Here is a 20,804-nt window from a genome sequence, read left to right on the forward strand (position 1 = left end):
GTGTGTTTGTCGATAATAAAGGGAGGCGGCGCGTTGCGGATCAATAGCCTGGACCTGAATCTGCTGATCGTCCTGGATGCGTTGCTGACGCATGAAAATGTCACCCGCGTCGCGGAACAGCTGAACGTCACGCAGCCGACGATCAGTAATGCGCTCTCCAGACTAAGGCTGCATTTCAAGGACGAGCTTCTGGTGATGGTCGGGCGGCGCATGGTGCCCACACCTTTGGCCAGCCGGCTGCGTGATCCGGTTTCAGAGCTGTTGCGGCAGGCTCAGCGTGTGGCGCTGACCCGCTCCAGTTTCGATCCCGCCGAAGCCGAGACCGATATTGCCATTGCCGCTTCGGATTATGTCGTCGACGCCTTGATGCTCGATGTTCAACGCGAGCTGCTGCACCGCGCCCCGCGCATCAACACCCAGATCGTCAGTGTTTCAGCGCCGGCCAGGCAGAGATTTGCCGAAGGCAAGATGGATCTGATGTTTCATCCGCCCGAATTCGTGAACGCGAATGATCATTTTGAAACCGTCTTCGAGGATAAATTTGTCCCGGTGATCTGGGAGGGAAATGACGCGGTCGGCGCCACATTGCCGCTCGAGTCATTTCAGTCGATGCCTTACGCGGCCATCGAGTTTGGCGAATCGTCCCATATCAGCCAGTCTGACCTTTATTTTTCGCGCGCGGGCATCACCCGGAATATTCGGCTTCGTCTGCCCAACTATATCAATCTGGCGGCGGCCGTCATCGGCACGCCGTTAGTGGCGAGCCTGCCATGGCTGCTGGCACGCCACTGGGTCGGCAAGGGACTTCGGGTGGTGAAGCCCGATTTCACCTTCCCCACGCTGCCGGAAGTGATGTGCTGGCCGGCTCATCTCAATGACGATCCCGGCAATCAGTGGTTGCGTGGGCTGGTCAAGGATAAGGCGCAAAGGCTGCAAGCCTTGATCGACGCGGCGTTTTCCCACTCATAGACAATCTTTATTGCTTTCATTCAAAACGATGATTTGATCGGCCGTCCCCCCTGGCGCAATGAACGCACAACAAAAGTTGTGAGGGGATTTCGTCTTTGCCGAGCGGATAATTTATTCGCGTCATGGCCCGGGTGAACGGGCTCGATTTCTGATTTTGACTCTCATCAGGCGTAACCTCGCGCACAAGCCGCGGGTAGGCGCGGAGATATGCATGTTTCGCTATTTTCCCACAAATTATGTTTGGAATCTCTCTGTCGATCTCGCCATCGAGATGGGGGCAAGGATCGGCGAGATCGAGGAGATGTGCGCGTCTTTGCACGAGGCGGCGAAAGCCCCGGATGCCGCCGGCACGCGGGCCTTCCGCGAAGCCTGGGAAAACATGGCCGGCAAGCTGGTCGCGCTCGCGCGGGAGGACGAAGAAGCGGGGCGGCTCCTATCCGCAGGTGAAAAGCTCAATCGCGCCGCCATCTATCTGCTGACTTGCGAGCGCCTGCAATCGCGCGACGCGCCTGGCCGGCTCGAACTTTACAAAAAAGTTCTGGAAATTTTCGAAAAAGGCGTGGCGCTCTCAAGGGAGAATTGCCGGCGCGTGGAAATCCCTTACGAGGGCAAGGTGATTTCCGGCTTGTTCGTGCAGGCTGAGGATGTGAGCGGCCCCGCGCCCGTGCTGGTGCAGGTCAACGGCCTGGATTCCACGAAAGAGATGAAATATCGCGTCGGCCTGCCGGCGTGGCTGGCCAGGCGGGGTGTATCCTCGCTGGTGATCGATCAGCCCGGCACGGGCGAGGCGTTGCGCTTGCATAATCTAACGGCACGTTATGATTCCGAGCATTGGGCCAGCGTCGTGGTGGATTGGCTGGAAACCCAGCCAGGGATCGATTCCAAGCGGATCGGCTTGGAGGGCGTGTCGCTCGGCGGTTATTACTGTCCGCGCGCCGTGGCCTTCGAGCCGCGCTTCGCCATGGGCGTGTCCTGGGGGGCGAATCACGATTGGCGGGAGGTGCAGAAGCGCCGTCTGGCGAAAGAAGGCAGCTTTCCGGTGCCGCATTACTGGGAGCATGTCTGCTGGGTCTGGGGTGCCGCGAATATCGATGAATTCATGAAAATTGCGGAACATGTGCATCTCGACGGGATTCTGGACCGCATCAAGGTGCCGTTTCTGGTCACGCATGGCGAGAAGGATTCACAAATTCCGCTGGAGATGGCGCGGCGTACATATGACGCGCTGGTCAACAGCCCCAAGCGCGAGCTGAAGATTTTCACCGATCGCGAAGGTGGTGTGCAGCATTCGAGTTTCGATAATTCCATCAATGCCGGCCACTATATCGCCGATTGGGTGGCGCAAACCCTCGGCGGCCGGCTGGCCTGAACCGATATCACGGAGAGAGACATGAACATCACCAGCCTTGAGGGGCTTGTTTTCGGTGTTGACGATGTTGGCGCCTGCAACGAATTCCTCGCCAACATGGGACTTGAAGTGGTGGAGCGCGCCGATGACGGCGGGCATTTCCTCGCCGAGGATGGAACCTGGATCAGCATTCGTCCGCGCTCGGACGCACAATTGCCCGCCGCGTTGGAAACCGGGTCCATGCTGCGCGAGACCGTTTACGGCGCCGCCGATACGGACACGATCGAGGCGGTTGCCAAGGAGATGGCGCGCGACCGTGAAGTCACCTGGCATGCCGATGGCAGCATCGGATTTTACGATGATCTGGGCTTTGCCTTGCGGATCTGCGTCTCGGCGCGCAAGCCGCTGGAGGTGCCGGCGGAGGTGATGCCAAACGTTCCGAATTCGGCGCAAAGCCGTGGGCTGAATGTCATCGGTGTCACGCCCGGCGCGCCGGCGGCGCGGCCGCGCACCTTGTCCCATGTGGTGTATTTCGTTCCCGATGTGGCGTTGGCGGAAGCCTTCTACACGCAGCGTCTGGGGTTTCGCTGCACGGATCGTTTCACCGATGTCGGGCCCTTCCTGCGTCCGGCCGGGATGGCGGATCATCATGCCTTGTTCCTGATCCAAAGCCCGCCGCATATCAAAGGCATCGAGCATTTCGCCTTCCACATGGCCAGCCCCTCGCAGGTTCTGGCGGCCGGAACCCAGATGGTGAAGCGCGGCTTTCAGAGCTTCTGGGGGCCGGGGCGGCATCATTTCGGCAGCAACTGGTTCTGGTATTTCAATTGCCCGATGGGCTGCCACGCCGAATTCGACGCGGACATGGACCAGCATGACGATCATTGGGTGCCCCGCGCCACGGCGATGGGGCCCGAGGCCAGCCAGGCTTATCTGTTCCAGTTCCGTGAGAAATGGGCGCCCGGCGGGCCGCCGCCAAATGCCCGGCCGGCCAGCTGAGCATGACGGTGCTCTGCCATATTTCAGAGATTCCAGTTGATGGCGCCATCGGCGTCGAGCCTGGTGAAGACGGGCACGATACGATTTTTCTGGTCCGCCGCGCCGGGCATGTCTATGCCTACCGCGATTCCTGCCCGCATTGGCCAGGGGCGCGCATGGCCTGGCGGCGCCATGAATATCTGGATGCGGACGGCGCGCATATTGTCTGCCACGGCCATGGCGCCTTGTTTGACATTGCAACCGGCCATTGCCTTTCGGGGCCATGCGCCGGCTTGTCGCTCAGCGCCCTGCCGGTGGAGCTGACAGCGCAGGGTTTGGTGCGGCTCCTGCCCACCGCATCCGCGCCTTTGACCTCAAAGGAAATTTCAAAATGAGTGGAATGGCGAAGAATAGTCTCGTCATTGGCGGCGGGTTCGCGGGCATGGCCGCGGCGATTGAGCTGGCCAAGCGGGGCATGCGGGTCGAGCTGGTTGAGATCGACCCGGGCTGGCGGGCTTACGGCGCGGGGATCAGCCTGGGCGGCGCGACCTTGCGGGCGTTAAAAACCCTGGGCATTCTGGATGAGTTTTTGCGTGTCGCCCATGCCTCTGATGGCGTGGATATCCGCACCCCGGCCGGGGCGCTGATCGGCCAGCTGCCCACCCCGCGCCTGGCGGGGCCGGATGTGCCGGGCGGTGCTGGCGTGATGCGGCCGGTCCTGGCGGGCGTTCTCGCCGCCGCCACCCGCGCGGCCGGCGTCGCGGTGCGGCTGGGCGTGAGCTTTTCCAGCATCACCCAGACCGAAACCGGCGTGGAGGTGGCCTTCACCGATGGCGGGACAGGCCGGTATGATCTGCTGATCGGCGCCGATGGGCTTTATTCCAAGGTACGCACGGCATTGTTCCCGGACGCGCCGGCGCCGTCCTATAGCGGCCAGGGTGTGTGGCGCGCGGTGCTGCCGCGCCCGCCCGAGATTGCGCGCTGTACGATGTGGATGGGCGACAGGGTGAAGCCGGGGGTGAATCCGGTTTCCGCCGAGGAGATGTATCTTTTCGTCACCGAGGACCGCGCGGCGCATGAGCGCCTGGATCCGGCAGGCTTCGTCGATCATCTGCGCGCCTTGCTGGCGCCATTCCCGGACCCGGCTTTGCAGGCGATCAGGGCAGAGCTGGGGGCGCGGTCGCAGATCATCTACCGGCCCCTGGAAGGGCTGCTGCTGAAGAGCTGGTACCAGGGCAGGGTGGTGCTGGTGGGCGATGCGGTGCACGCCACCACCCCGCATCTGGCCTCCGGCGCCTGTATCGGGATCGAGGATGGCATCGTGCTGGCCGAGGAACTCGCGGGCGGCGGCGGCATCGAGGCCGCGCTCGCGCGCTTCCAGGCCCGGCGCTGGGAGCGCTGCCGCATGGTGGTGGAAAACTCGGCGCGGCTTGGCGTGATCGAGCGGACGGGTGGCGACAAGGCGGAACATGCGCGGATCATGCGCGACAGCCACCAGGCGCTGGCGGCGCCGATTTGAGAAAGGGGAGCGACCCATGAAGCTGGCCAGTTTGCGTGATGGCAGCCGCGATGGGCGGCTGGCCGTGGTCTCGCGTGATCTCTCCCGCGCCTGCCTGGCGCCCGTGCCCACCATGCTGGCGCTGATGGACCAGTGGGAGGCGCGCGAACCGGCGCTTCGCAGCTTGTATCAGGCCTTGAACGACGGCCAATGCGAGAGCTTCGCCTTCGATCCCGGCCAGGCGATGGCGCCGCTGCCGCGCAGCTTTCAATGGCTGGATGCCTCCGCCTTTCTGGCGCATGGCGCGTTGATGACCAAGGCGCTGCGCCTGGAGAAGAATGTGCAGGGCGATCTGCCGCTGATCTACCAGGGCGGATCGGATAGCCTGCTCGGCCCGTGCGAGGATGTGCCATTCCCCTCGGAAGCGTTGGGGATCGATTTCGAGGGCGAGTTCGCCGTGTGCCTGGGCGATGTGCCGATGGGGGCAACGCTGGAGGAGGCACATCAGGCGATCCGGTTGCTGACAATCGCCAATGATTGGAGCTTGCGCGCGCTGGCCGCGCGGGAAATGGCCACCGGCTTTGGCTGGCTGCAATGCAAGCCCTCCACCAGCTTCGCGCCGGTGGCGATCACCCCCGATGAGCTGGGGCCGGCCTGGGACCAGGGGCGGGTGAAATTGCGCCTCTCGGTCAGCCTGAACGGCGCGCTGTTCGGCCAGCCCGATGGCGCGGCGATGGATTTTAGCTTTCCGCAGCTGATCCGCCACGCCGCACGCACACGCCGCCTTTGCGCTGGCACCTTGCTGGGCTCGGGAACCGTTTCGGAAGGCGCGCCGCAGCGTGTGGGGAGCGCTTGCATCGCGGAGATGCGCGGCGGCGAGATGATTTTGCATGGCGAAGCGCGCACCGCCTTCCTGAAGTTTGGCGACGAGGTCGCGATGACGGCTTACGATGCCAACGGCCAAGCGCCTTTCGGGGCCCTATCGCAACGCGTCGTCGCCGCGCCGCGTCAGGAAATATGATGATTTCGTAAGCGTCTTTCACGGATTTTCCGTGCCGATAGAGACGCTCAATGGGAGGCATATAAAAACTAAATTTTCCAAAACGCCATGATTATGGATTGATCGCAACCGTCCAAGCGGCGCGCAAAGCGCCTTTACAAAGAGAAAGTCTGGGGAAATGAAAAAAATCCTGAAAATATCCGTGGCCCTCTCATGCTGCCTGGCGGCGGCACCGGCTTTGGCATTCGAAAATGACAGCGCCCCTTATCCCGTCGGCACCACCTCGATCGGCATCGCCTCCTTGCCGCCGATTCCCGGGATTTTTCTGCTGGACCAGACCAACGTGTCCGGTGCTGGCTATCTCACCGACAGCCATGGCGACAAGAAGCAGATCCCTCCCTTCAAGGTGCATTCCGTTTCAACCACGCCGCGTATTCTGATCAGCTGGCCAGTGACATTGCCGGGCAATGGGCGTCTCTACACGCAAATCGTCCCGCCGATCGTGGTGCTGAACACGGAAATATTCGGGCAGAAATTTCATACCGCGGGTGTGGCGAATTTCACCATCACACCGTTTCTCGGCCAATGGAACGTGACGCGGAATTTCAAAATCGCCAGCGGGCTTGACTTCATTCTGCCCACCGGCGCCTACAGCGCCAGCAAGCCCGCCATCGCCTCCGGCTATACCACCTACTCGCCGGTGCTTTCGCTGCGCTACAACAATCCGCAGGGGCTGGATATCGGCGTTTCCAACCGCCTCTTCTTCAACAGCACGAATACGCGCACCCATTACCATTCCGGCGATGCCTACCTGGCGGATTATATCGCCGGCTGGAATATCGGGCCGGTCGAGCTTGGCGTGACCGGCGGCTGGCTGCAGGAATATCAACGCGACAACCAGTATGGCGCGGCAATTCCCGGCTCACGCCAGGAGATTTTCAGGATCGGCCCCTCCATTACCTATAGCGGCCGGTTGCTGGGGAAGATCCCCTTCATCGTCAACGTCAATGATCAGTTCGACGTGATTTCAAAAAACGCGCCGAAGGAAAATAATTTCTGGGTGAATATCGGCTTTCCGCTATTCGCGCCGCCGCCGCCGGCCCCGCCGGTCCACGCCAGCTGAAGGAGCGGAGGATGAACGAGACGCAACGCCAGGCCGGAACCGGCCAGGGCATTTTGTTGCTGTGCGGGTCGTGCCTGCCCATTCTGGGCGCCGTCCTGCTTGGGCCGGTGCTGGCCGAGGTGCAGGCGCATTTCATCACAACCCCCAATGTCGCGGCCCTGACGCCGGTGATGCTCACCATTCCGGCCCTGATGATCGCGGTGTTTTCGCCCCTGGCCGGCTGGCTCGCGGACAGATTCGGCAGACGCCATCTGCTGCTGATCGGCTTGCTGGTTTACACGCTGTTCGGCACCGCGCCGCTCTATTTGCAGGGTTTGCACGCGATCGTGCTCTCGCGCGCCGGGCTGGGGCTTGCCGAGGCGGTGGTGATGACCATCTGCACCGCGCTGATCGGCGATTATTTCGAAGGACGCCGGCGTATGCTCTGGCTCTCCCTGCAGGGGGCGGTCGCGTCCTTCGCGGCGTCGGTGTTTTTCGGGCTCGGCGGCGCGCTGGGGGAGTTTGGCTGGCGCACGCCGTTCTGGCTCTATGTCGCCGGCATCGTGATGTTTCCCTTTGCCTTGAAGCTGTTGTGGGAGCCTTCCCGGCCGCATCGCCTGACGCCGCATCTGGGGGCGCAGAAGCTGCCCTGGCGGGTGCTGGCCGTGGCTTACCCGTTTGCCTTGGTCACCGGCATCGCGCTGCTGATGGTGCCCATTCAGCTCAGCTTCATTCTGCACGGGCTGGGGCTGGATTCGCCGGCCATTGCGGGGCTGCTTTCCGCCGGCAACCAGGCCTCGGTGCTGGCCGGCGCCTTGCTGTTCCGCCTGCTGGTGCGCTTTGGCTATGTGCCGGTGTTCGGCGGCGGGTTTTTCGCGGCTGGCGCTGGGCTGCTGCTGGTTTCGGTCAGCAAGGGGCAGGGCGGTTTGCTGCTGGGCGGCTGTTTGAACGGCTTCGGGTGCGGCCTGCTGCTGGTGGGGCTGATCACCTGGGCGCTGGCGGCGCTGCCCTCGAAGGTTCGCGGGGTTGGCGCCGGGGGCTTCAATAGCTGCGTGTTCCTCGGCGAGTTCCTCAGCCCGCTTGTCATCCTGCTTTTGCGCCATGGCGGGGTCAGCCTGGTCAGCGCCATGGCTTTTTGCGGCTGGGGTCTGGTGGCCTTGATGGTGCCCGCCTTGCTCGCGCCTTTGGCCATTCGCGTTCAGGCCGCCGCTCTGCCGGCGGCCGACTGAACGCAGCCGCCCCCGGCTCGCGGATTGCCCTTTCTGGAGTGAAGTTGAATGAGACGCTTTCTCGATCTTTCAGTCGCCATCGATAACGACACCCCGGCCGACCCGCCGCCGCTGCGGCCAAAAATCCTCTATCAGGATCACGCGCAAAGCGTCGCGGAAGTGCTGAATTTTTTCCCCGGCCTCAGGCAAGACCAATTGCCGGATGGGGCCGGCTGGGCGGTTGAGAGCTTGCAGGTCACCGCCCATAACGGCACGCATCTGGACGCGCCCTGGCATTATCATCCGACGATGGATGACGGCGCGCGCGCGATCACGATCGACGAAGTGCCGCTGGATTGGTGTTATCGTCCCGGCGTCAAGCTGGATTTCCGGCATATGGAAGACGGCTATGTGGCGAGCGCGGCGGATATCGAGGCGGAGTTGCGGCGGATCGGTTATACATTGCGGCCGCTGGATATCGTGGTCATCAACACCGCCGCCGGCGCGGCATATGGCACGCCGGCTTATCTGGGCAAAGGCTGCGGAATCGGCCGTGAGGCGACTTTATATTTGCTGGAACGGGGCGTGCGCGTCGCCGGCACCGACGCCTGGAGCTGGGACGCGCCCTTTCCGCTTACAGCCAGACGCTTTGCCGAAACCGGCGATGCGTCGTTGATCTGGGAGGGGCATAAGGCCGGCGCTAAGATCGGCTATTGTCACCTGGAAAAACTCGCCCGCCTGGCGGAGCTGCCGCCCTTTGGTTTCGACATCATTTGCTTTCCGACCAAAATCAAGAATGGCTCGGCGGGCTGGACCAGGGCGGTCGCTGTCTGGGAGGCGGAGACGGCGTGATCGCCGTCTTTAGAGCATCAAGCTTTTAGCTTGATGCTCTAAATTTTGTTTTAGCGAGCAATTTCATGTGTTTATTTTGACGCTGGCGCGTCAACCTAAACCCATATTGCTCTAACCCTCTTTTGTTCCGCTGACCTGCATGTAAGAAGCGATCTGAGCGTGCCCGTTTCAGACGAGCTTTTCAGCCCTGTCTTTTGATCCGGCCAACAAATCCAGCAGGTTCAAAATCAGCCAAATTATTCATTGAAAAACCTGGCTCCCGAAGTAGGACTCGGGAGCAGACTGCAAGACGTTGAAACGATTGGTTTTATTGTTGGTTTGCCTGGAGTTTATACGGTTTTTCTACGGTGATCTTGGCGCGCGGGCGCTCGGCCATCCAGGCTTCAACCTCATCACTTCTCCAGGCTACCGAGTTTTCGCCAATCTGGAATGGCAGCGGGAACCGCCCATCCGCAACCATCCGCTCAAGGGTGGGGACAGACACGCCGATCTTGGCTGCCACTTGCGGGCGCCTCAGAAACGATAAATCAGCCATCCCGCCCCCTATCCATCCCCTCACGCGCGTCAGTCATTTGAACCTCCACGGATAATGCATCTTCATCGATCTGATGTGATCCCGCTTGCTTCTGCGCAGGGCGGCTCCAGTAAGCGGACCTTCACCGAACCAAAAGCGGACAGGAAACGCGCCTTCATCTCGCGCCCGCATGAAGTCAGCGCCGATCTTGCAGATGCGATCCTTCGCATCGGCGCATAGGGGATTTGTGCCGCCGATCCAGCTCGGGGCCTTATTCACCCACGTTTGGAAAGTGTCGAAATAGCCATCATGCTCACGCTCGGGCAGCTTGGGCGCGTCAGTCATTGGCGGGGTGCTCCGATTTCGTAATTGCGTTGTAAGCCATATCAACCAAACGACTGCGTGATTCATGGCTGTTGGCCCTCTTGGCGGCCTTGAAGAAGGATCTCGCTTGAACTGCCAATTCGCAATCATGCGGAAAAGGCATCACCTCGCCGCACTTCACGCATCTCGATACGGCGCGATTCATGCGCTCATTTCCTCAATAACGGGTAGATCGGCAACGCGGCGGACGATGTCAAAGACGGACGTGCCATCTGCGCCCCAATAAAAACCATCCGAAAGCCAGCCGGACCGCTGACTGAAATCAGACCATTTTCCGCTATGCAGGCGGTTCGTCACGGCCACGAAATCCCCATTCCGCATCTGGTAAATCCCAGGGCCGGTTATCACGGGCGCGCTCACGGGGTCACCTCCGGCGCGGCGGGGAGGGGCATCCACAAGATAACATCATAAAGATGATGACCCATTTCAGAACATTCCCACCATTCATATTCTTTGTTCCAAAACATTCGGCGAGGGAAAACAGCGTGCTTTCTCCAGCCGAAAATGTGCGTCCCATCCCTCGGCGCCGTCTCAATCGGCTTCCACTCCCACGCAGCGGCGAGGGCGGCGGTGGCGCGTTTGTAGGCCCGATCATATGCCCACTTATTCAAATTGATTCTTGGCAACTCAAAAGTTTCAGGTTCAATCGCCCGCGCCACACGCTCCATGGTCTCTTTGTCAAACATCGGTGTGCTCCTCAATCTCAACCTCTCGTACAGCTCTCGCGCAAAGCCGAGCCGCAGCTTGTCCCTGCTTGCTCATGATGTGCTCGCTGCGGTCACAACATGCGGTGGCGGCTCGATTCCGCATCTCCTCCTGGCCGCGCTTGTAAGCGGCGTCACGCTCGGCGCGGAGGCGGGTGATTTCGTCGCTCATGCGTCGTCTCCGGGGATGGATGGGAGTTTCTTCCAAGTTCCAACATCGCTTGTTCCGTCCGGCATCCCCCAAAGCGTTCCGTCATCGCATAACGCAAGAGGCCAAGAACCATACGAACTTGCGGCAAGCGCAACCTGCACCACCCGCCGCGCTGGCTTCGGGATGGGGAGCGCCGGCCCGTACAAATGCGGGTTGTCGCGAAGCTGCTTCAGTTCGTCGATTGCATCGCTCACCTGCATGTCTAAAAACGCAGACGCAAGATCGATACAATGTTGCACGATACGCTTGCGTTCCGCCTCCCGCTGCGCCTCGGTCAGGCCGGCGCGCGTGTATCCGAGGGCGGTTAGGTGCTTGACTATTGCTTCGATGATGCTCGCCATATCCCACACTATGCCAGGATGCCGCGCCAAGGCTTCTTTTATGTCGTTCTCAAGGTCACTCATCTCTCATTCCTTCGCTGGCGGGATTGCGCCGAGGGCGCGTAGGTGGTCGATCTGGCGGGCGGCAGCATGAACAATCGCCTTTGCTGCTTGCGGATGTTTGGTGCAAGCTAGGCGAGCCGTGCCTATTTGCCATTCATACCATGCCGCTACGATTTGCGCCGCCGCCTCCAGCACCGCGTCATCGGGTGGGGTCATGGCTCAAGCATCCCAAGGCTGCGGGACAGTTCAGCGAACTTATTAACCTTGGCAACCTTGTCGTCTATTTCCTCGTCAGTAAAGGAGAGTAGATGTATAGAGGCATGGTCTTCCAGCATAAGCACCACAGCGTGAAGATCGCAAAGCTCCTGGCGAAGGCGCTGGTAATTTGTGAGCGCTTGTCCGGGCTGAACCTCATCAATGGTAAACTGCTGAGCCTTTAGGGCTCGCTGTGCAACCTCGTTGCACTCCTCGGCAATTTTGGTCAGCAGGAATTGTTCGTAAGTAAGCATTGATCACCCCTCCCTCGCTGCGAGTGCGGCGCGGGCTTTGTGGAAGTCGGAATATTTGCCGGAGATATAGCCTTCTTTTCCATCAGAAAACCCAAGATATTCACGATCGTTGTTAGGAACATGAGCCGCCATTTCAGCAAATGGCTCCAAAGCCTCCCACAACCGCTCCGCCTCCGCCCGCGTCGCATCGACTTGCGCGGCGAGGGTGGTGATTTGGGCGCGCAGGCTATTGATCTGCGCCGCTACTGCATTCGCTACGATTTCGTGCTCTGGCCCCGGCTCTGGCCCGTGAAGAAGAGCGCTCTCAGCGCTTGGCATTAGGACGCCCGCTTCATTGATGGCGTCTCGCATGGCTGTAAATGCCGCATGACGCTCTCGGCTCATGCGCTGCCATCGTGTGTTTTCTTCTAGCAACTCCTGCCGCTCGGCGTCCAGGGCGCGGAGGGTGGTGGCTATGTTGGATAGCGCGTGATCTGTGACAAGACATGCGGGCCCCTGTTGCCTTGCGGTGTTATCGGCCCAACCAGCCAGCGCCTCGACTTCCTCGGTGGTGATCTCGCGCATCACTCAGCCCTTCCTCGCTAGCGCGGCGCGGAGGCGTTGGCATGCTCTCTCAGCGTCGTCGAGTTCCCGCAAAATCCACTGCCGATTTGTTTCTCGCTGGTGAACCGGCAACTCCGGGTTGTAGCTTTCCAAACCCCACCGCAGTGCTTTCCCCACGGCGGCCAAGACCTCGCCGAACTCCTCGATCAAGTAACCCTGTTCTTGTCGAAGGGTTTTGGGCTCGTATTGCGGCTTTGATGTCCATGGAAGTTCAGCTTTACTCGCCGCCAGCTCGGACGTGATGAGGGCGCGGGCACGCGCGACAACTTTTGGCCAAGGATTTGTGTTGTCGTGAAATTTATCCCATTCCATGAACAGTTCATCGCCCAATTCTTCGTCAGTCATTTCGCCTCCGGGGTCATGAGGGAGCGGACAATTCCAGCGTATTCGTCACTGGCATCTGCTCGCCCTTCAAGGTGGGTGCTAACCTTACTGCCAGCGCGCCATTCCCTCACAAGCTTTTCACCGTGAGCGTCTATGGCGTCCGCCGCCAGATTCAGGGCTTTATTCTTCGCTTTGGCCAACTGCGTCCACAACTCCCGCCGCTCAGCGTCCAGGGCGCGGAGGGTGGTGGAAGTCGTTTGAAAGATGTCAGACCTAGCCTTTTGGCCAGCATTTTGATAGAGCACTGCATAAGCTTCCATCAGGTCAGCGCGCGCCTCGACTTCCTCGGTGGTGATCTCGGTCACGGCTCAACCCTCCCCACCACCTCAACCGGCTTCGGCAGCGGCAGGTCGGCGGTGATGTAGCAGGTTGGCGTACAGGCACGTGCCGGAACGCTTCCGTCTGGACGCTGGAGGAAATCAATATCGACGCAGCCATCGCTATGCACACGCACAGGAATCCGCACCCGCACCGTCCCCTCCTTCGGCGCATCCGGCACGCGGCCACGCATCAACGAGTTCCAGGCTTCGTCGTCGGGTTGGGTGGTCATCACGCAGCCTCTTTCGTGTCGATCAAGTGGAAATATATCCGGGCACAGGCCCGAACATCGACAAGCGCGTTGTGCGCGCCATCAAGTTCCTCGCCAAAGAAGTACTGGATGCACTCCGCAAGCTTCGGCGGCTTCGGATTCGTGAAACCCGCTGCTTTCATGCGATCAGTCGGCGGCAGATTCACGATGTGTGTTGCCGCCTTCATCGTACAGAAAGTTGGTGCCCTTTCTGCTTCTTCAACATCATCGCGGGCCATTCCGGTGCGCAAGCCGGCGATTTTCATAATGCGACGGTCAAAGCTAATGTTATGGGCAACCTCCACAGAGCACTTCCGGCGAAGATCATAAAAGATTGAGGCAACATCAAGCTCATGAACGCCGCAAGCCATCGCGATCTCGTTGGTGATCCCGTGGATTGCCGCAACCTCGTCGGGGATCGTCCAGCCGTCCGGCCTCACGATCAGGTCGATGCTGGCGCGCTCGATGCGCGTGACCGGGTCAACCAAAATTGCGGCGAACTGCACGATGTGGGGCTGATGATCGGCGTCGGACGGGGATTTAAAATCCGGCAAGCCGGTGGTCTCTGTGTCATAGATCAAGATCATTTATGCAGTCTCCTTCTTCGCCGCCATGGGCGATCCGCCCTCAATCCAGATGCTCTCGCCCAGACCGGCGCGGCCGAGGTCCGGCATGTCGTCGCGCTTCAGCAGCGTCATGCCGATCACCGCTCGCATCTTGATCTCCGCAAGCACTCGGAACAGCCCATTGCGCCCGGCCTTATCGAGAATGTCCGCGCCGTCGATCACGACGATCGGGGCCTTCTCGAAAGCTGCCACGGCCAGTTGCAGGGTGATGCGGGCGCGGCACTGCTCCCCGGCGCTGCACAGGCTGACAGGGCGGCCGCCGTAGCTCACCGCCATATCCGCATCGACATGGACCGGCGCCCAGCCGGCGGCCTTGCAGATGTGGACGAGGTGGCCGTTGAATTCGCCTAGGGTCTCGGCCAGCTTGGCGTGGCGCAACCCGGCCTTGTCCAGCAAATCGGCGACGGTCCCGGCGTAGCTCACCTTTGCCGCCAGGAGGGTTGCGTCTGTGACCCGGCGGCGCATCTCGGCCGTGGCCTGGGCAATGGCCAGCCCGTTCCGCGCCGCCTCGATTGCGGCGCTGTTGTCTCTCGCGGCACCCCCAGCGGCATCCAGCGCGGTCTTGGCCTCCTGGGACGCTTTCAGCTTGGCCTCGGCCGCGTCGAAGTAGCGCTGCGCCAGCGCGCTTGCCTCCTTGGCCTTGCGCGCGACTTCTGCGGCGCGGTCCCAATGCTGCGCCGCCTCTGTGAGGTCGTTGTGGTCGTCCTCGCCGGCCTCCACCAGCGCGCGGTCCCGAAGTCGCAGCGCGGCGGAGCAGCAGGGGCATGCCAGCGCCGGGGCGCCGGGCTGTGGCCGGGCGCCGAGAGCTTCCAGCGCCTTCGCCGCCTCGATCTCCCGGTCAAGGTTCTTGTCTCGGTCGGCGCGTGCCGCGGTCACGTCATCGGCGCGCTTGCCGAGCTCGTCCGCCAGCGCCTGCCAGCCATCGATCTGCGCCTGGGTCGCGCCCTGGGCGGCCTGGGCCTCCTGCATGGCATTTTCGGCCCGGGCGATGGCGTCCGCGCAGTCCTCGGCGGTCAGCGCCTCCATGCCAGGCTTCCAGCCATCCGGGCGCCATCTGACCGCCTTTTCTTTGCCCCAGCGCGTGCCCGTGACCTGCTCCCAGCGGCCTTTGATCTTGGCCCCGCCCTCTTTGAAATAGGCGTGCGCGGCGTCCCAGCCCTTGGGCAGATGCTTCAGCGCCTCCTCGATGATATCCGGCGGCACCTCCTGATCGGCCAGGGCGGCGCGCAGATCATCCGCCGAGGGCGTGGCGCCAATCAGCGCGATCAGCCGCTCGGCGCGCTCGGCCGGATTGATGGCCGCGAGATCGACCAGACCGGCCGAGACCTCGGACAAATCCTGCCAAGCACCCACGGTGGAGCGCTCCACGGCCGGCCAGGTGACGCTGGCGGATCCGGCGCCGGTCTCCAGCTCGACAGCAGCAAGGTCGGCACCGTCACGGACCAGCAGCCCGGCGGCCTTCTTGGTCATCCCGTCCGGCAGCAGGACGCCGGACGCAGCGGCGGCAATGGCCATGCAGGCCGATGACTTACCCGCCCCGTTCGCGCCGGCCAGGAGCAGGATGGGCGAGATCTGGGCGCGCAGGTCCGCGAGGCCACGGAAGTTTGAGATGATGACGTGCATCAGTTGAACAGCTCCCCAGCTGGGCCGGCGACGTGCGCCGGCACTTCATCGGCTTCTTTTTCGGTAGGAACCGTGACGGGCGGGGTTTTGTCCTGCTCGATGGCGGCCGCCTCGGCTTCATCCTGCGCCTCGTCCTCGTCGGGCGGCGTGATCGTCAGCTCCCCGTCGATCACCGCGCCGTCGATCACCGCACCCAGGCCCTGGGTCTCGTTCCGGTCGGCGCGTTCGTCCAGCGCGGTCGCGTTGGCAAGCTCGATGCTCATCGGCAGGTATTTGCAAAGCCGGCGGATGACGGTCTTGCGGCCCATTTCCTCGTAGTTAGTCGCCCAGGGGGTGTTGAGCGGCACGCCGGGCTTGGCGAAGCGGACGGCAGTACGATAGCCCTGGGACGCATCGCGGATCGCATTCACGTCCGATGCCGGCATAAATTCCAGTTGGGTGCCGCCGTCTTTCAGCTTGGCCACGGCATAGAAGCCGACGACTTTGCCGCGGTCGCCATCCAGGCGCGGCTTGTGCATGATGCTTTCGTCAGTCCCGAACGATACCTCGAAGGGGTCGTTTTCAAAGACCGGGTGCGAGCTGATGCTCACGATCTGCCCGGATCGGCGCGCGAGATCGATCAGCCCCTTATAGCCGACGACGATCTGCACTTCCGTGATGCCCTTCTTCTTGTTCTCGAAGGGGATCAGGTAAATGTGGCCCTGCGGCGTGTTCGGCTCCAGGCCGAGCTGCGCGCAGGTGATGACCGCGCCGAACAGGCTGGAAATCGTGCATTGCATCAGCTTCGGCGTTGTGCGCAGGCAGCGCAGCGCGATCTTGGTCATCCGGTCGGCGGTCATGTGCTGCGGGAGCACGGCCTTGATGGCGTCCTTATTGGCCTCGAAAAAGTCAGAAACCAGCGAGCCGCCGGCATCTTTGGCAACGAGGCCGCCAGCTTTTTTGATCTCGGCCAGTTTGCCCGGCTCAACCAGCTTGGGGCGTTGTGCGGTTGTCGCGCTCATTCGTCATTTTCCTTCTTGTGTTCGATGCAAAAGGGGGTGGAGTGCGCCGGGCACCATTTGGCGCTGCACAGCATGGAGGATGGGTTGGCGGCGAAGGCCCAGGCATCACCAGCCATGATGCCGGTCGCCTCGTCGCCCTCGCGGAAAACCTTGAGATCGCCCGCGATATGCCGCAGCACGTTCAAAGCGGCGTTCTCGGCCTGGGCGAGGTTGTATGGCGTCGTGACGGTGCTGGGCTGCGGCTTGCTGACGGCGACACGCTGAATGAATTTCACCGCCGCTTTGTCCACCGGAAGTCCGTTGCTCTTGCTGAGCAACGAATACGCCCCGATTTGCGGCGCGTGCATCGCCTGGCGCGTGCCGGTTTTCAGATCAATCAGCTCGTTCGGATCACGGGCCAGCACGTCTTTTTGGCCGGTCAACACGATCCCAAACCCGGTTTCTGCCTCAAGCGCTTCCTCGACGCTCACCGGATCAATGCCGGGCGCTACCTCGCGCTGAAAAACGTCGACCATCCGCACGATCTGCGTTTCCGCCGCGTTGCTGGTCGGGCTCTCCTTGTCGAACATCATGCCCTCCTCGGCAATCGCCCGGTATTCATCGACCGCGCAATCCGTGGCAGCGCTGAGCGGGGCGCGGGCGCCTGCCATCTTCTCGCGCAGCGTCAGGGCGGCGCCGGCATGAACGGCGGTGCCGATGCTGGCGCCGATATTGCGCGCGGTCTCGCGCAGGTCGTATCCGGCGGAAACGATCTCTGGCTTGAACAGCTTGGCGGCGGCGCGGCGCGGGCAATCGGCATACCCCGATAGCGCGCTGGCGCGGACAAAGGCGGGTTCATCCATCGTCAGAACCCCCTAAGCCGGGCCGGCGTCACCACGGCGGGGCTGCGCGGTGTGCGGATGATGTTGATGCAGGCGCAGAATATCGCCACCGGCACCGCATAGGATGCGCCCACAGCCAGCACGAACCAGATGAATGTGAGGACTGGGTGCGCATCCACGTAACCGAAAAAGGTCATCGCAAAATCTCCAGGATACAGGCGAGCAACGCCAGATACGTGATAAAAAAGCATGTGTCGGAAAGCGCCTGTTTCACAGGTCGAACGAGATTGCGTCTCGTGCCGCTTCCTTTTGCGCCAGCGCCTCGCGGTGGATCGCTTCGAGCTGCTGCACGTGGTGCGGGGAAATCTCAGCGGCTTTGGCCAGTGCGGCGGTGATGAGGCTCACATATTCGGTGTGTTCATCGAAGCGCTCGAACATGCGGTCAGAGCGCAAAAGGCGGTCGATGTAGCTCATGCTGCGGCCCTCCGCGTGCACACCTCAGCCTCATGCGCTTTCTGGGCCGCCTGGAGAAGGTCGAGTTGTTGGAAGATCGTCAGGCCTGGGAAATCGCGCTCAATGGCCGCGAAACCCGCCTGGTCCTTTGCGTCCCAGTCGCCGGGCGTGCGCTCGAATGCGGCCCGATACGCGGCGACGGCTTGGGGTGAATGATCGTAGATCGCCATGATCTGTCCTCTCTTTTGGGGACAGGCCGTGCTGTCCTCACCGGGTTGGTGAGGGTATTTAGCGTTATTAGCTAAATCTGGTCAAGCGAAAATCGCTAAACTTGAGGCAAAAAAAACCGCGCCGAAGCGCGGCCTGTTTTATTTGGGCGTCCACACGATGTCTGTCGATATTTTCCCGGGCGGCGATTCGCCCAACGGCATTAGGTTAGGCGTGTGGGGCGCATATCCGAGCCCAACCATTTCACTCCAAAGCGAATTAACCGAAGACCCGCTGCGCCGCAAAAGGTTGTCGTCCATCTCCATCAAAAAAGTAGGCTTAAATTTCTTGATGGTATTCAATGCTCCTTTTATGAATTCATGCTCAAAACCTTCAATGTCGACCTTGATAAAATCCAGGCGTTGGATTTTCAGAGATTCGACCACCTCATCAAGGCTAAGCACTGGAACGAGTTCCGAAACAACGCTCTCGCCCGATGCCACAGATAGGTTGGCCAAGCCATAGCCCATGTCTTTCCCGCGCTTGAGCGGCGTCGATATGATGGCGCAGCTAGGCGCGGCGCCCATCGCTGCGGCCAGGACGTGGATATTGCGGGCCCGGCGCAGGAACAGGGAAGCGCGTAGGATCGACCGCGTGTATGAGCTGGGCTCGACTGCATAAACGGTGCCTAAATTGGCTATTTTGGCCATTAGCCGGGAGATTTGGCCCCCGTGCGCTCCAACATCGAAGGCGATTCCGTCCGCCGGCAAAAACCGCTCCAAAACGGGACGCAAGTCTTTGTGATCTTGGCGCGTCGAGGATTTAAAGAGGTGACTAAGCCACCCCAGCGTCACGCGGAAACGATAGTATTGCACTCTGGCCTCACTTTTGATCTGGCAAAAACTCGCCGCTCGACAGCCACGCTTCAATAGCCTTCTTGTCCTTGGACACCAGAATTGAATGCGCTCGCTTCATCAAATCCGGCGTCAGGTTGTCGCCGGGGTCAAAAAGAAGCCGATCCGGGCTGGTCCCATATATTTGGGCCAGTAATTTCAAGTCAGTGAACCGCACCGCAGTCTCTCCGCTTTCCCACTTGGCAATTGTTGCTTGGTCCACCGGCTGACCGCCCTGGACTAATGTTCCTATTTTGTTCGCAACGTCCTGCCGTGACAAGCCTAAAGATTCACGCCACGCGCGAAGCGTGGGCATCGGCTCTCGAATGATGCGGCTCTTTTTTCCCATCCGGGGATTATGGCTCACTTCAAATTGATCCCTTAGAGCGCCATTAGCGAAATTCGCTTGACACGACTTTAGCGAAAATGGCAAAACGCTACCATGAAACTCCGCGCTTGGTTGTCTCAAAAAAACATGACCCAGACCCTTTTTGCTGAAAAGGTGGGGGCGCACCCCATCACGGTATCGAAGTGGGTAGCCGATGTGATGATGCCGCGCCGCGGCCATCTGCATCGCATTTTTGAAATCACCGATGGATCTGTGACGGCAAATGACTTTGCCGGCAGCCCGGCCAGCCAGGAGAGTGCGGCATGAAGCGCTTCCGCCCCACCTGCCCGAATTGCCTGCGTACCCCGCGCGGGCCGGTGTGCTCCGGTTGCCTGGAGGCGCGGCCATGAGGACGTATGCTCTCGCCGTCTTGTTCACGGCCATTGGCTTTGCCTTCGGCGCCATGTTCGCCGGGGCTACGCTCAACCTGTGCCAGATCGGGCTGTTCTGATGCCGCAGACCGTCCCCACGGCCTGTGCTACCCTTCCCGCATGGGCTTGGCCCATCCATGCGGCGTTTCCCCCTGGGCCTGTCTCCACCCTGAAACTTGCCCCGGCCTTGTGCCGGGGTCTTTTCCATCCCGCGTCATGCTCCCCAGCGGTCGCGGGCTCGATCCTCAAAGCGTCGGTTCCTTTCGTAAATTGCCGTCTCGATGCCTCTGAACATGGAGACATCGAGTGGACAATTATACGCCGAAAATCGGTCAAAAATTTTGCCAGGAGAGTGTTGTGAGCGAAGCCCTTGGCTCATTCGCGTTGGACCATATCCAGGCGAAATATCAGCCTTTGCGGCATGCGCAGGAGTTTCTCGCCCGCGCTGCCGGTGTAACCCCCGCGACGGCCATGAACTGGCTTCGTCGCCGCTGCGCTCCCCAGGCCGACAGCTTGGGCGAGCTTATCAAAAACGATCCAGAGTTTCGCGTGAAGCTTCTGGAATGGATCGAAAGGCAATCAGGTGGGATCACAGATAATTGAATGGGGCTGGTTCGGCTTCGGCCGGGCTGGCGCAGAGACGCAGGGAAACCTGTTCCCGGCGATCTGCTTGGGGTTCGTCCGCTTTAGCTGGTGTCGCGGCCATCTGGCCGACGCGCTGAAGGCGGTGCTGAAATGATCGGAATCTGGAAAGAGCGGCGCAGCCTGCGCATTCGGCTGGCGGAAGCCGAGACCGAACTGAAGCTGGCGGCGATGCTGATTGAGTCACTTTACGCCGATATCGCTGATTGGGATCGGGCGCTCCATGCCGAGATCGCCGACCGGAAGCGGGCGCTGCATGCCGGGATCGCCGAAGAGAAGCGGGCGCGGGTCGCGCTTGCCCAGCTTTTGGAGAGCGAGCGCGAGCGCAACAAGGATCTGTTCCAGCAGGGCGTCGATCAGGCGTTCCGGATTCACGATCTGGAGCGCCAACTTCGGGAGGATGCCCGTGTCTCGCCGAGCCAGGTTCAACACACATTGGGGATCGCCTGATCCCCTCACCCTTTGCCGTGGCGGCGCGGATACCCCGCGCGATGGCAAGCCGGACGGCGCGCATGAAAACGCGATCGAATCACACGGGCCGTCCGGAAATTTTCAAACGCCTTT

33 protein-coding genes are annotated in these 20,804 nt (G+C 61.2%); 12 read left to right on the forward strand and 21 right to left on the reverse strand.

The features are described 5' to 3' along the window. Positions 1-33: 33 nt before the first annotated feature. The 9 genes from ACZ46S_RS01230 (at position 34) to ACZ46S_RS01270 (ending at position 8,955) form a co-directional block, all read left to right on the forward strand. On the forward strand, positions 34-969 hold the full coding sequence (locus ACZ46S_RS01230) for a LysR substrate-binding domain-containing protein (RefSeq protein WP_464063027.1): 936 nt from the start codon (positions 34-36) through the stop codon (positions 967-969). A 211-nt stretch (positions 970-1,180) separates the two neighbouring features. Then, positions 1,181-2,338, forward strand: a complete 1,158-nt coding sequence (locus ACZ46S_RS01235) for an alpha/beta hydrolase family protein (RefSeq protein WP_464063028.1) — start codon at positions 1,181-1,183, stop codon at positions 2,336-2,338. Between the two features lie 21 nt (positions 2,339-2,359). After that, positions 2,360-3,316 carry a VOC family protein gene (locus ACZ46S_RS01240; protein ID WP_464063029.1) on the forward strand — a complete coding sequence of 319 codons (957 nt, stop codon included), beginning with the start codon at positions 2,360-2,362 and terminating at the stop codon, positions 3,314-3,316. After that, positions 3,271-3,690 (forward strand): Rieske (2Fe-2S) protein, encoded by a 420-nt coding sequence (locus ACZ46S_RS01245; protein ID WP_464063030.1) that lies wholly within the window; start codon positions 3,271-3,273, stop codon positions 3,688-3,690. Before ACZ46S_RS01240 ends, ACZ46S_RS01245 begins: the two co-directional genes overlap by 46 nt. A 5-nt stretch (positions 3,691-3,695) precedes the next feature. Beyond that, positions 3,696-4,814 (forward strand): FAD-dependent oxidoreductase, encoded by a 1,119-nt coding sequence (locus tag ACZ46S_RS01250; RefSeq protein WP_295741942.1) that lies wholly within the window; start codon positions 3,696-3,698, stop codon positions 4,812-4,814. 16 nt (positions 4,815-4,830) lie between these two features. Then, the gene (locus tag ACZ46S_RS01255; RefSeq protein WP_464063031.1) at positions 4,831-5,814 is read left to right on the forward strand and encodes a fumarylacetoacetate hydrolase family protein; all 984 of its coding nucleotides are present in this window, start codon (positions 4,831-4,833) and stop codon (positions 5,812-5,814) included. Between the two features lie 157 nt (positions 5,815-5,971). Then, positions 5,972-6,916, forward strand: a complete 945-nt coding sequence (locus ACZ46S_RS01260; RefSeq protein WP_295741948.1) for a SphA family protein — start codon at positions 5,972-5,974, stop codon at positions 6,914-6,916. An 11-nt stretch (positions 6,917-6,927) separates the two neighbouring features. Continuing rightward, on the forward strand, positions 6,928-8,124 hold the full coding sequence (locus tag ACZ46S_RS01265) for an MFS transporter (protein ID WP_295741951.1): 1,197 nt from the start codon (positions 6,928-6,930) through the stop codon (positions 8,122-8,124). Between the two features lie 48 nt (positions 8,125-8,172). Next, positions 8,173-8,955, forward strand: a complete 783-nt coding sequence (locus tag ACZ46S_RS01270; RefSeq protein ID WP_464063032.1) for a cyclase family protein — start codon at positions 8,173-8,175, stop codon at positions 8,953-8,955. Positions 8,956-9,262: 307 nt separating this feature from the next. Here ACZ46S_RS01270 and ACZ46S_RS01275 read toward each other — a convergent pair whose 3' ends face one another. The 21 genes from ACZ46S_RS01275 to ACZ46S_RS01375 form a co-directional block, all read right to left on the reverse strand. After that, positions 9,263-9,490: a helix-turn-helix transcriptional regulator gene (locus tag ACZ46S_RS01275; RefSeq protein ID WP_464063033.1), complete on the reverse strand. Its 228-nt coding sequence runs from the start codon at positions 9,488-9,490 to the stop codon at positions 9,263-9,265. Positions 9,491-9,523: 33 nt separating this feature from the next. Next, complete coding sequence (locus ACZ46S_RS01280; protein ID WP_464063034.1) at positions 9,524-9,814, reverse strand: hypothetical protein; 291 nt, start codon at positions 9,812-9,814, stop codon at positions 9,524-9,526. Positions 9,815-9,994: 180 nt separating this feature from the next. After that, the gene (locus ACZ46S_RS01285) at positions 9,995-10,213 is read right to left on the reverse strand and encodes a hypothetical protein (RefSeq protein WP_464063035.1); all 219 of its coding nucleotides are present in this window, start codon (positions 10,211-10,213) and stop codon (positions 9,995-9,997) included. After that, positions 10,210-10,539 (reverse strand): hypothetical protein, encoded by a 330-nt coding sequence (locus ACZ46S_RS01290; protein WP_464063036.1) that lies wholly within the window; start codon positions 10,537-10,539, stop codon positions 10,210-10,212. The genes ACZ46S_RS01285 and ACZ46S_RS01290 overlap by 4 nt, the downstream gene beginning before the upstream one ends. Further along, positions 10,532-10,729: a hypothetical protein gene (locus ACZ46S_RS01295; protein WP_464063037.1), complete on the reverse strand. Its 198-nt coding sequence runs from the start codon at positions 10,727-10,729 to the stop codon at positions 10,532-10,534. The genes ACZ46S_RS01290 and ACZ46S_RS01295 overlap by 8 nt, the downstream gene beginning before the upstream one ends. Next, entirely contained in the window at positions 10,726-11,172 is a 447-nt protein-coding gene (locus tag ACZ46S_RS01300; protein ID WP_464063038.1) for a hypothetical protein, read from the reverse strand. Before ACZ46S_RS01300 ends, ACZ46S_RS01295 begins: the two co-directional genes overlap by 4 nt. Before the next feature lie 3 nt (positions 11,173-11,175). Then, entirely contained in the window at positions 11,176-11,367 is a 192-nt protein-coding gene (locus tag ACZ46S_RS01305; protein WP_464063039.1) for a hypothetical protein, read from the reverse strand. After that, positions 11,364-11,660, reverse strand: coding sequence for a hypothetical protein (locus ACZ46S_RS01310; protein ID WP_464063040.1), 297 nt, complete (start codon positions 11,658-11,660; stop codon positions 11,364-11,366). The genes ACZ46S_RS01305 and ACZ46S_RS01310 overlap by 4 nt, the downstream gene beginning before the upstream one ends. A 3-nt stretch (positions 11,661-11,663) precedes the next feature. Next, positions 11,664-12,224 (reverse strand): hypothetical protein, encoded by a 561-nt coding sequence (locus ACZ46S_RS01315; protein WP_464063041.1) that lies wholly within the window; start codon positions 12,222-12,224, stop codon positions 11,664-11,666. Between the two features lie 3 nt (positions 12,225-12,227). Further along, complete coding sequence (locus ACZ46S_RS01320) at positions 12,228-12,608, reverse strand: hypothetical protein (protein WP_464063042.1); 381 nt, start codon at positions 12,606-12,608, stop codon at positions 12,228-12,230. Continuing rightward, positions 12,605-12,952 carry a hypothetical protein gene (locus ACZ46S_RS01325; RefSeq protein ID WP_464063043.1) on the reverse strand — a complete coding sequence of 116 codons (348 nt, stop codon included), beginning with the start codon at positions 12,950-12,952 and terminating at the stop codon, positions 12,605-12,607. The genes ACZ46S_RS01320 and ACZ46S_RS01325 overlap by 4 nt, the downstream gene beginning before the upstream one ends. Then, positions 12,949-13,197, reverse strand: coding sequence for a hypothetical protein (locus ACZ46S_RS01330; RefSeq protein WP_464063044.1), 249 nt, complete (start codon positions 13,195-13,197; stop codon positions 12,949-12,951). Before ACZ46S_RS01330 ends, ACZ46S_RS01325 begins: the two co-directional genes overlap by 4 nt. After that, positions 13,197-13,802 (reverse strand): 3'-5' exonuclease, encoded by a 606-nt coding sequence (locus tag ACZ46S_RS01335; RefSeq protein ID WP_464063045.1) that lies wholly within the window; start codon positions 13,800-13,802, stop codon positions 13,197-13,199. The genes ACZ46S_RS01330 and ACZ46S_RS01335 overlap by 1 nt, the downstream gene beginning before the upstream one ends. Continuing rightward, on the reverse strand, positions 13,803-15,464 hold the full coding sequence (locus ACZ46S_RS01340) for a hypothetical protein (RefSeq protein WP_464063046.1): 1,662 nt from the start codon (positions 15,462-15,464) through the stop codon (positions 13,803-13,805). Beyond that, entirely contained in the window at positions 15,464-16,465 is a 1,002-nt protein-coding gene (locus ACZ46S_RS01345) for a recombinase RecT (RefSeq protein ID WP_464063047.1), read from the reverse strand. Before ACZ46S_RS01345 ends, ACZ46S_RS01340 begins: the two co-directional genes overlap by 1 nt. Continuing rightward, positions 16,462-17,307, reverse strand: coding sequence for a PD-(D/E)XK nuclease family protein (locus ACZ46S_RS01350; RefSeq protein WP_464063048.1), 846 nt, complete (start codon positions 17,305-17,307; stop codon positions 16,462-16,464). The genes ACZ46S_RS01345 and ACZ46S_RS01350 overlap by 4 nt, the downstream gene beginning before the upstream one ends. Positions 17,308-17,309: 2 nt before the next feature. Next, positions 17,310-17,483, reverse strand: a complete 174-nt coding sequence (locus ACZ46S_RS01355; RefSeq protein ID WP_464063049.1) for a hypothetical protein — start codon at positions 17,481-17,483, stop codon at positions 17,310-17,312. Between the two features lie 73 nt (positions 17,484-17,556). Then, on the reverse strand, positions 17,557-17,760 hold the full coding sequence (locus tag ACZ46S_RS01360; protein ID WP_464063050.1) for a hypothetical protein: 204 nt from the start codon (positions 17,758-17,760) through the stop codon (positions 17,557-17,559). Next, positions 17,757-17,969: a hypothetical protein gene (locus tag ACZ46S_RS01365; protein ID WP_464063051.1), complete on the reverse strand. Its 213-nt coding sequence runs from the start codon at positions 17,967-17,969 to the stop codon at positions 17,757-17,759. The genes ACZ46S_RS01360 and ACZ46S_RS01365 overlap by 4 nt, the downstream gene beginning before the upstream one ends. Positions 17,970-18,107: 138 nt before the next feature. Next, the gene (locus ACZ46S_RS01370; protein ID WP_464063052.1) at positions 18,108-18,821 is read right to left on the reverse strand and encodes an FkbM family methyltransferase; all 714 of its coding nucleotides are present in this window, start codon (positions 18,819-18,821) and stop codon (positions 18,108-18,110) included. A 7-nt stretch (positions 18,822-18,828) separates the two neighbouring features. Continuing rightward, the gene (locus ACZ46S_RS01375) at positions 18,829-19,206 is read right to left on the reverse strand and encodes a helix-turn-helix domain-containing protein (RefSeq protein WP_464063053.1); all 378 of its coding nucleotides are present in this window, start codon (positions 19,204-19,206) and stop codon (positions 18,829-18,831) included. A gap of 75 nt (positions 19,207-19,281) precedes the next feature. On the opposite strand from ACZ46S_RS01375, the gene ACZ46S_RS01380 reads away from it, so the two are divergent. The 3 genes from ACZ46S_RS01380 to ACZ46S_RS01390 all read left to right on the forward strand — a co-directional run bounded on the left by ACZ46S_RS01380 (position 19,282) and on the right by ACZ46S_RS01390 (position 20,690). Continuing rightward, positions 19,282-19,494, forward strand: coding sequence for a helix-turn-helix domain-containing protein (locus tag ACZ46S_RS01380; RefSeq protein ID WP_464063054.1), 213 nt, complete (start codon positions 19,282-19,284; stop codon positions 19,492-19,494). A 410-nt stretch (positions 19,495-19,904) separates the two neighbouring features. After that, on the forward strand, positions 19,905-20,201 hold the full coding sequence (locus ACZ46S_RS01385) for a hypothetical protein (RefSeq protein ID WP_464063055.1): 297 nt from the start codon (positions 19,905-19,907) through the stop codon (positions 20,199-20,201). 132 nt (positions 20,202-20,333) lie between these two features. Then, positions 20,334-20,690, forward strand: coding sequence for a hypothetical protein (locus ACZ46S_RS01390; RefSeq protein WP_464063056.1), 357 nt, complete (start codon positions 20,334-20,336; stop codon positions 20,688-20,690). Positions 20,691-20,804: the final 114 nt, after the last annotated feature.

The sequence above is a fragment of the Acidocella aluminiidurans genome, from assembly GCF_055383125.1.

What these genes read in the sequence shown, in the direction of transcription:
- ACZ46S_RS01310 (WP_464063040.1), bottom strand. Translation starts at nt 11,660, where the DNA reads ATGCTTACTTACGAACAATTCCTGCTGACCAAAATTGCCGAGGAGTGC.
- ACZ46S_RS01345 (WP_464063047.1), bottom strand. Translation starts at nt 16,465, where the DNA reads ATGAGCGCGACAACCGCACAACGCCCCAAGCTGGTTGAGCCGGGCAAA.
- ACZ46S_RS01350 (WP_464063048.1), bottom strand. Translation starts at nt 17,307, where the DNA reads ATGGATGAACCCGCCTTTGTCCGCGCCAGCGCGCTATCGGGGTATGCC.
- ACZ46S_RS01390 (WP_464063056.1), top strand. Translation starts at nt 20,334, where the DNA reads ATGATCGGAATCTGGAAAGAGCGGCGCAGCCTGCGCATTCGGCTGGCG.
- ACZ46S_RS01335 (WP_464063045.1), bottom strand. Translation starts at nt 13,802, where the DNA reads ATGATCTTGATCTATGACACAGAGACCACCGGCTTGCCGGATTTTAAA.
- ACZ46S_RS01290 (WP_464063036.1), bottom strand. Translation starts at nt 10,539, where the DNA reads ATGTTTGACAAAGAGACCATGGAGCGTGTGGCGCGGGCGATTGAACCT.
- ACZ46S_RS01265 (WP_295741951.1), top strand. Translation starts at nt 6,928, where the DNA reads ATGAACGAGACGCAACGCCAGGCCGGAACCGGCCAGGGCATTTTGTTG.
- ACZ46S_RS01330 (WP_464063044.1), bottom strand. Translation starts at nt 13,197, where the DNA reads ATGACCACCCAACCCGACGACGAAGCCTGGAACTCGTTGATGCGTGGC.
- ACZ46S_RS01355 (WP_464063049.1), bottom strand. Translation starts at nt 17,483, where the DNA reads ATGACCTTTTTCGGTTACGTGGATGCGCACCCAGTCCTCACATTCATC.
- ACZ46S_RS01255 (WP_464063031.1), top strand. Translation starts at nt 4,831, where the DNA reads ATGAAGCTGGCCAGTTTGCGTGATGGCAGCCGCGATGGGCGGCTGGCC.
- ACZ46S_RS01305 (WP_464063039.1), bottom strand. Translation starts at nt 11,367, where the DNA reads ATGACCCCACCCGATGACGCGGTGCTGGAGGCGGCGGCGCAAATCGTA.
- ACZ46S_RS01235 (WP_464063028.1), top strand. Translation starts at nt 1,181, where the DNA reads ATGTTTCGCTATTTTCCCACAAATTATGTTTGGAATCTCTCTGTCGAT.
- ACZ46S_RS01360 (WP_464063050.1), bottom strand. Translation starts at nt 17,760, where the DNA reads ATGAGCTACATCGACCGCCTTTTGCGCTCTGACCGCATGTTCGAGCGC.
- ACZ46S_RS01280 (WP_464063034.1), bottom strand. Translation starts at nt 9,814, where the DNA reads ATGACTGACGCGCCCAAGCTGCCCGAGCGTGAGCATGATGGCTATTTC.
- ACZ46S_RS01295 (WP_464063037.1), bottom strand. Translation starts at nt 10,729, where the DNA reads ATGAGCGACGAAATCACCCGCCTCCGCGCCGAGCGTGACGCCGCTTAC.
- ACZ46S_RS01320 (WP_464063042.1), bottom strand. Translation starts at nt 12,608, where the DNA reads ATGACTGACGAAGAATTGGGCGATGAACTGTTCATGGAATGGGATAAA.
- ACZ46S_RS01245 (WP_464063030.1), top strand. Translation starts at nt 3,271, where the DNA reads ATGGGCGCCCGGCGGGCCGCCGCCAAATGCCCGGCCGGCCAGCTGAGC.
- ACZ46S_RS01275 (WP_464063033.1), bottom strand. Translation starts at nt 9,490, where the DNA reads ATGGCTGATTTATCGTTTCTGAGGCGCCCGCAAGTGGCAGCCAAGATC.
- ACZ46S_RS01340 (WP_464063046.1), bottom strand. Translation starts at nt 15,464, where the DNA reads ATGCACGTCATCATCTCAAACTTCCGTGGCCTCGCGGACCTGCGCGCC.
- ACZ46S_RS01260 (WP_295741948.1), top strand. Translation starts at nt 5,972, where the DNA reads ATGAAAAAAATCCTGAAAATATCCGTGGCCCTCTCATGCTGCCTGGCG.
- ACZ46S_RS01365 (WP_464063051.1), bottom strand. Translation starts at nt 17,969, where the DNA reads ATGGCGATCTACGATCATTCACCCCAAGCCGTCGCCGCGTATCGGGCC.
- ACZ46S_RS01270 (WP_464063032.1), top strand. Translation starts at nt 8,173, where the DNA reads ATGAGACGCTTTCTCGATCTTTCAGTCGCCATCGATAACGACACCCCG.
- ACZ46S_RS01240 (WP_464063029.1), top strand. Translation starts at nt 2,360, where the DNA reads ATGAACATCACCAGCCTTGAGGGGCTTGTTTTCGGTGTTGACGATGTT.
- ACZ46S_RS01250 (WP_295741942.1), top strand. Translation starts at nt 3,696, where the DNA reads ATGGCGAAGAATAGTCTCGTCATTGGCGGCGGGTTCGCGGGCATGGCC.
- ACZ46S_RS01380 (WP_464063054.1), top strand. Translation starts at nt 19,282, where the DNA reads ATGAAACTCCGCGCTTGGTTGTCTCAAAAAAACATGACCCAGACCCTT.
- ACZ46S_RS01300 (WP_464063038.1), bottom strand. Translation starts at nt 11,172, where the DNA reads ATGAGTGACCTTGAGAACGACATAAAAGAAGCCTTGGCGCGGCATCCT.
- ACZ46S_RS01315 (WP_464063041.1), bottom strand. Translation starts at nt 12,224, where the DNA reads ATGCGCGAGATCACCACCGAGGAAGTCGAGGCGCTGGCTGGTTGGGCC.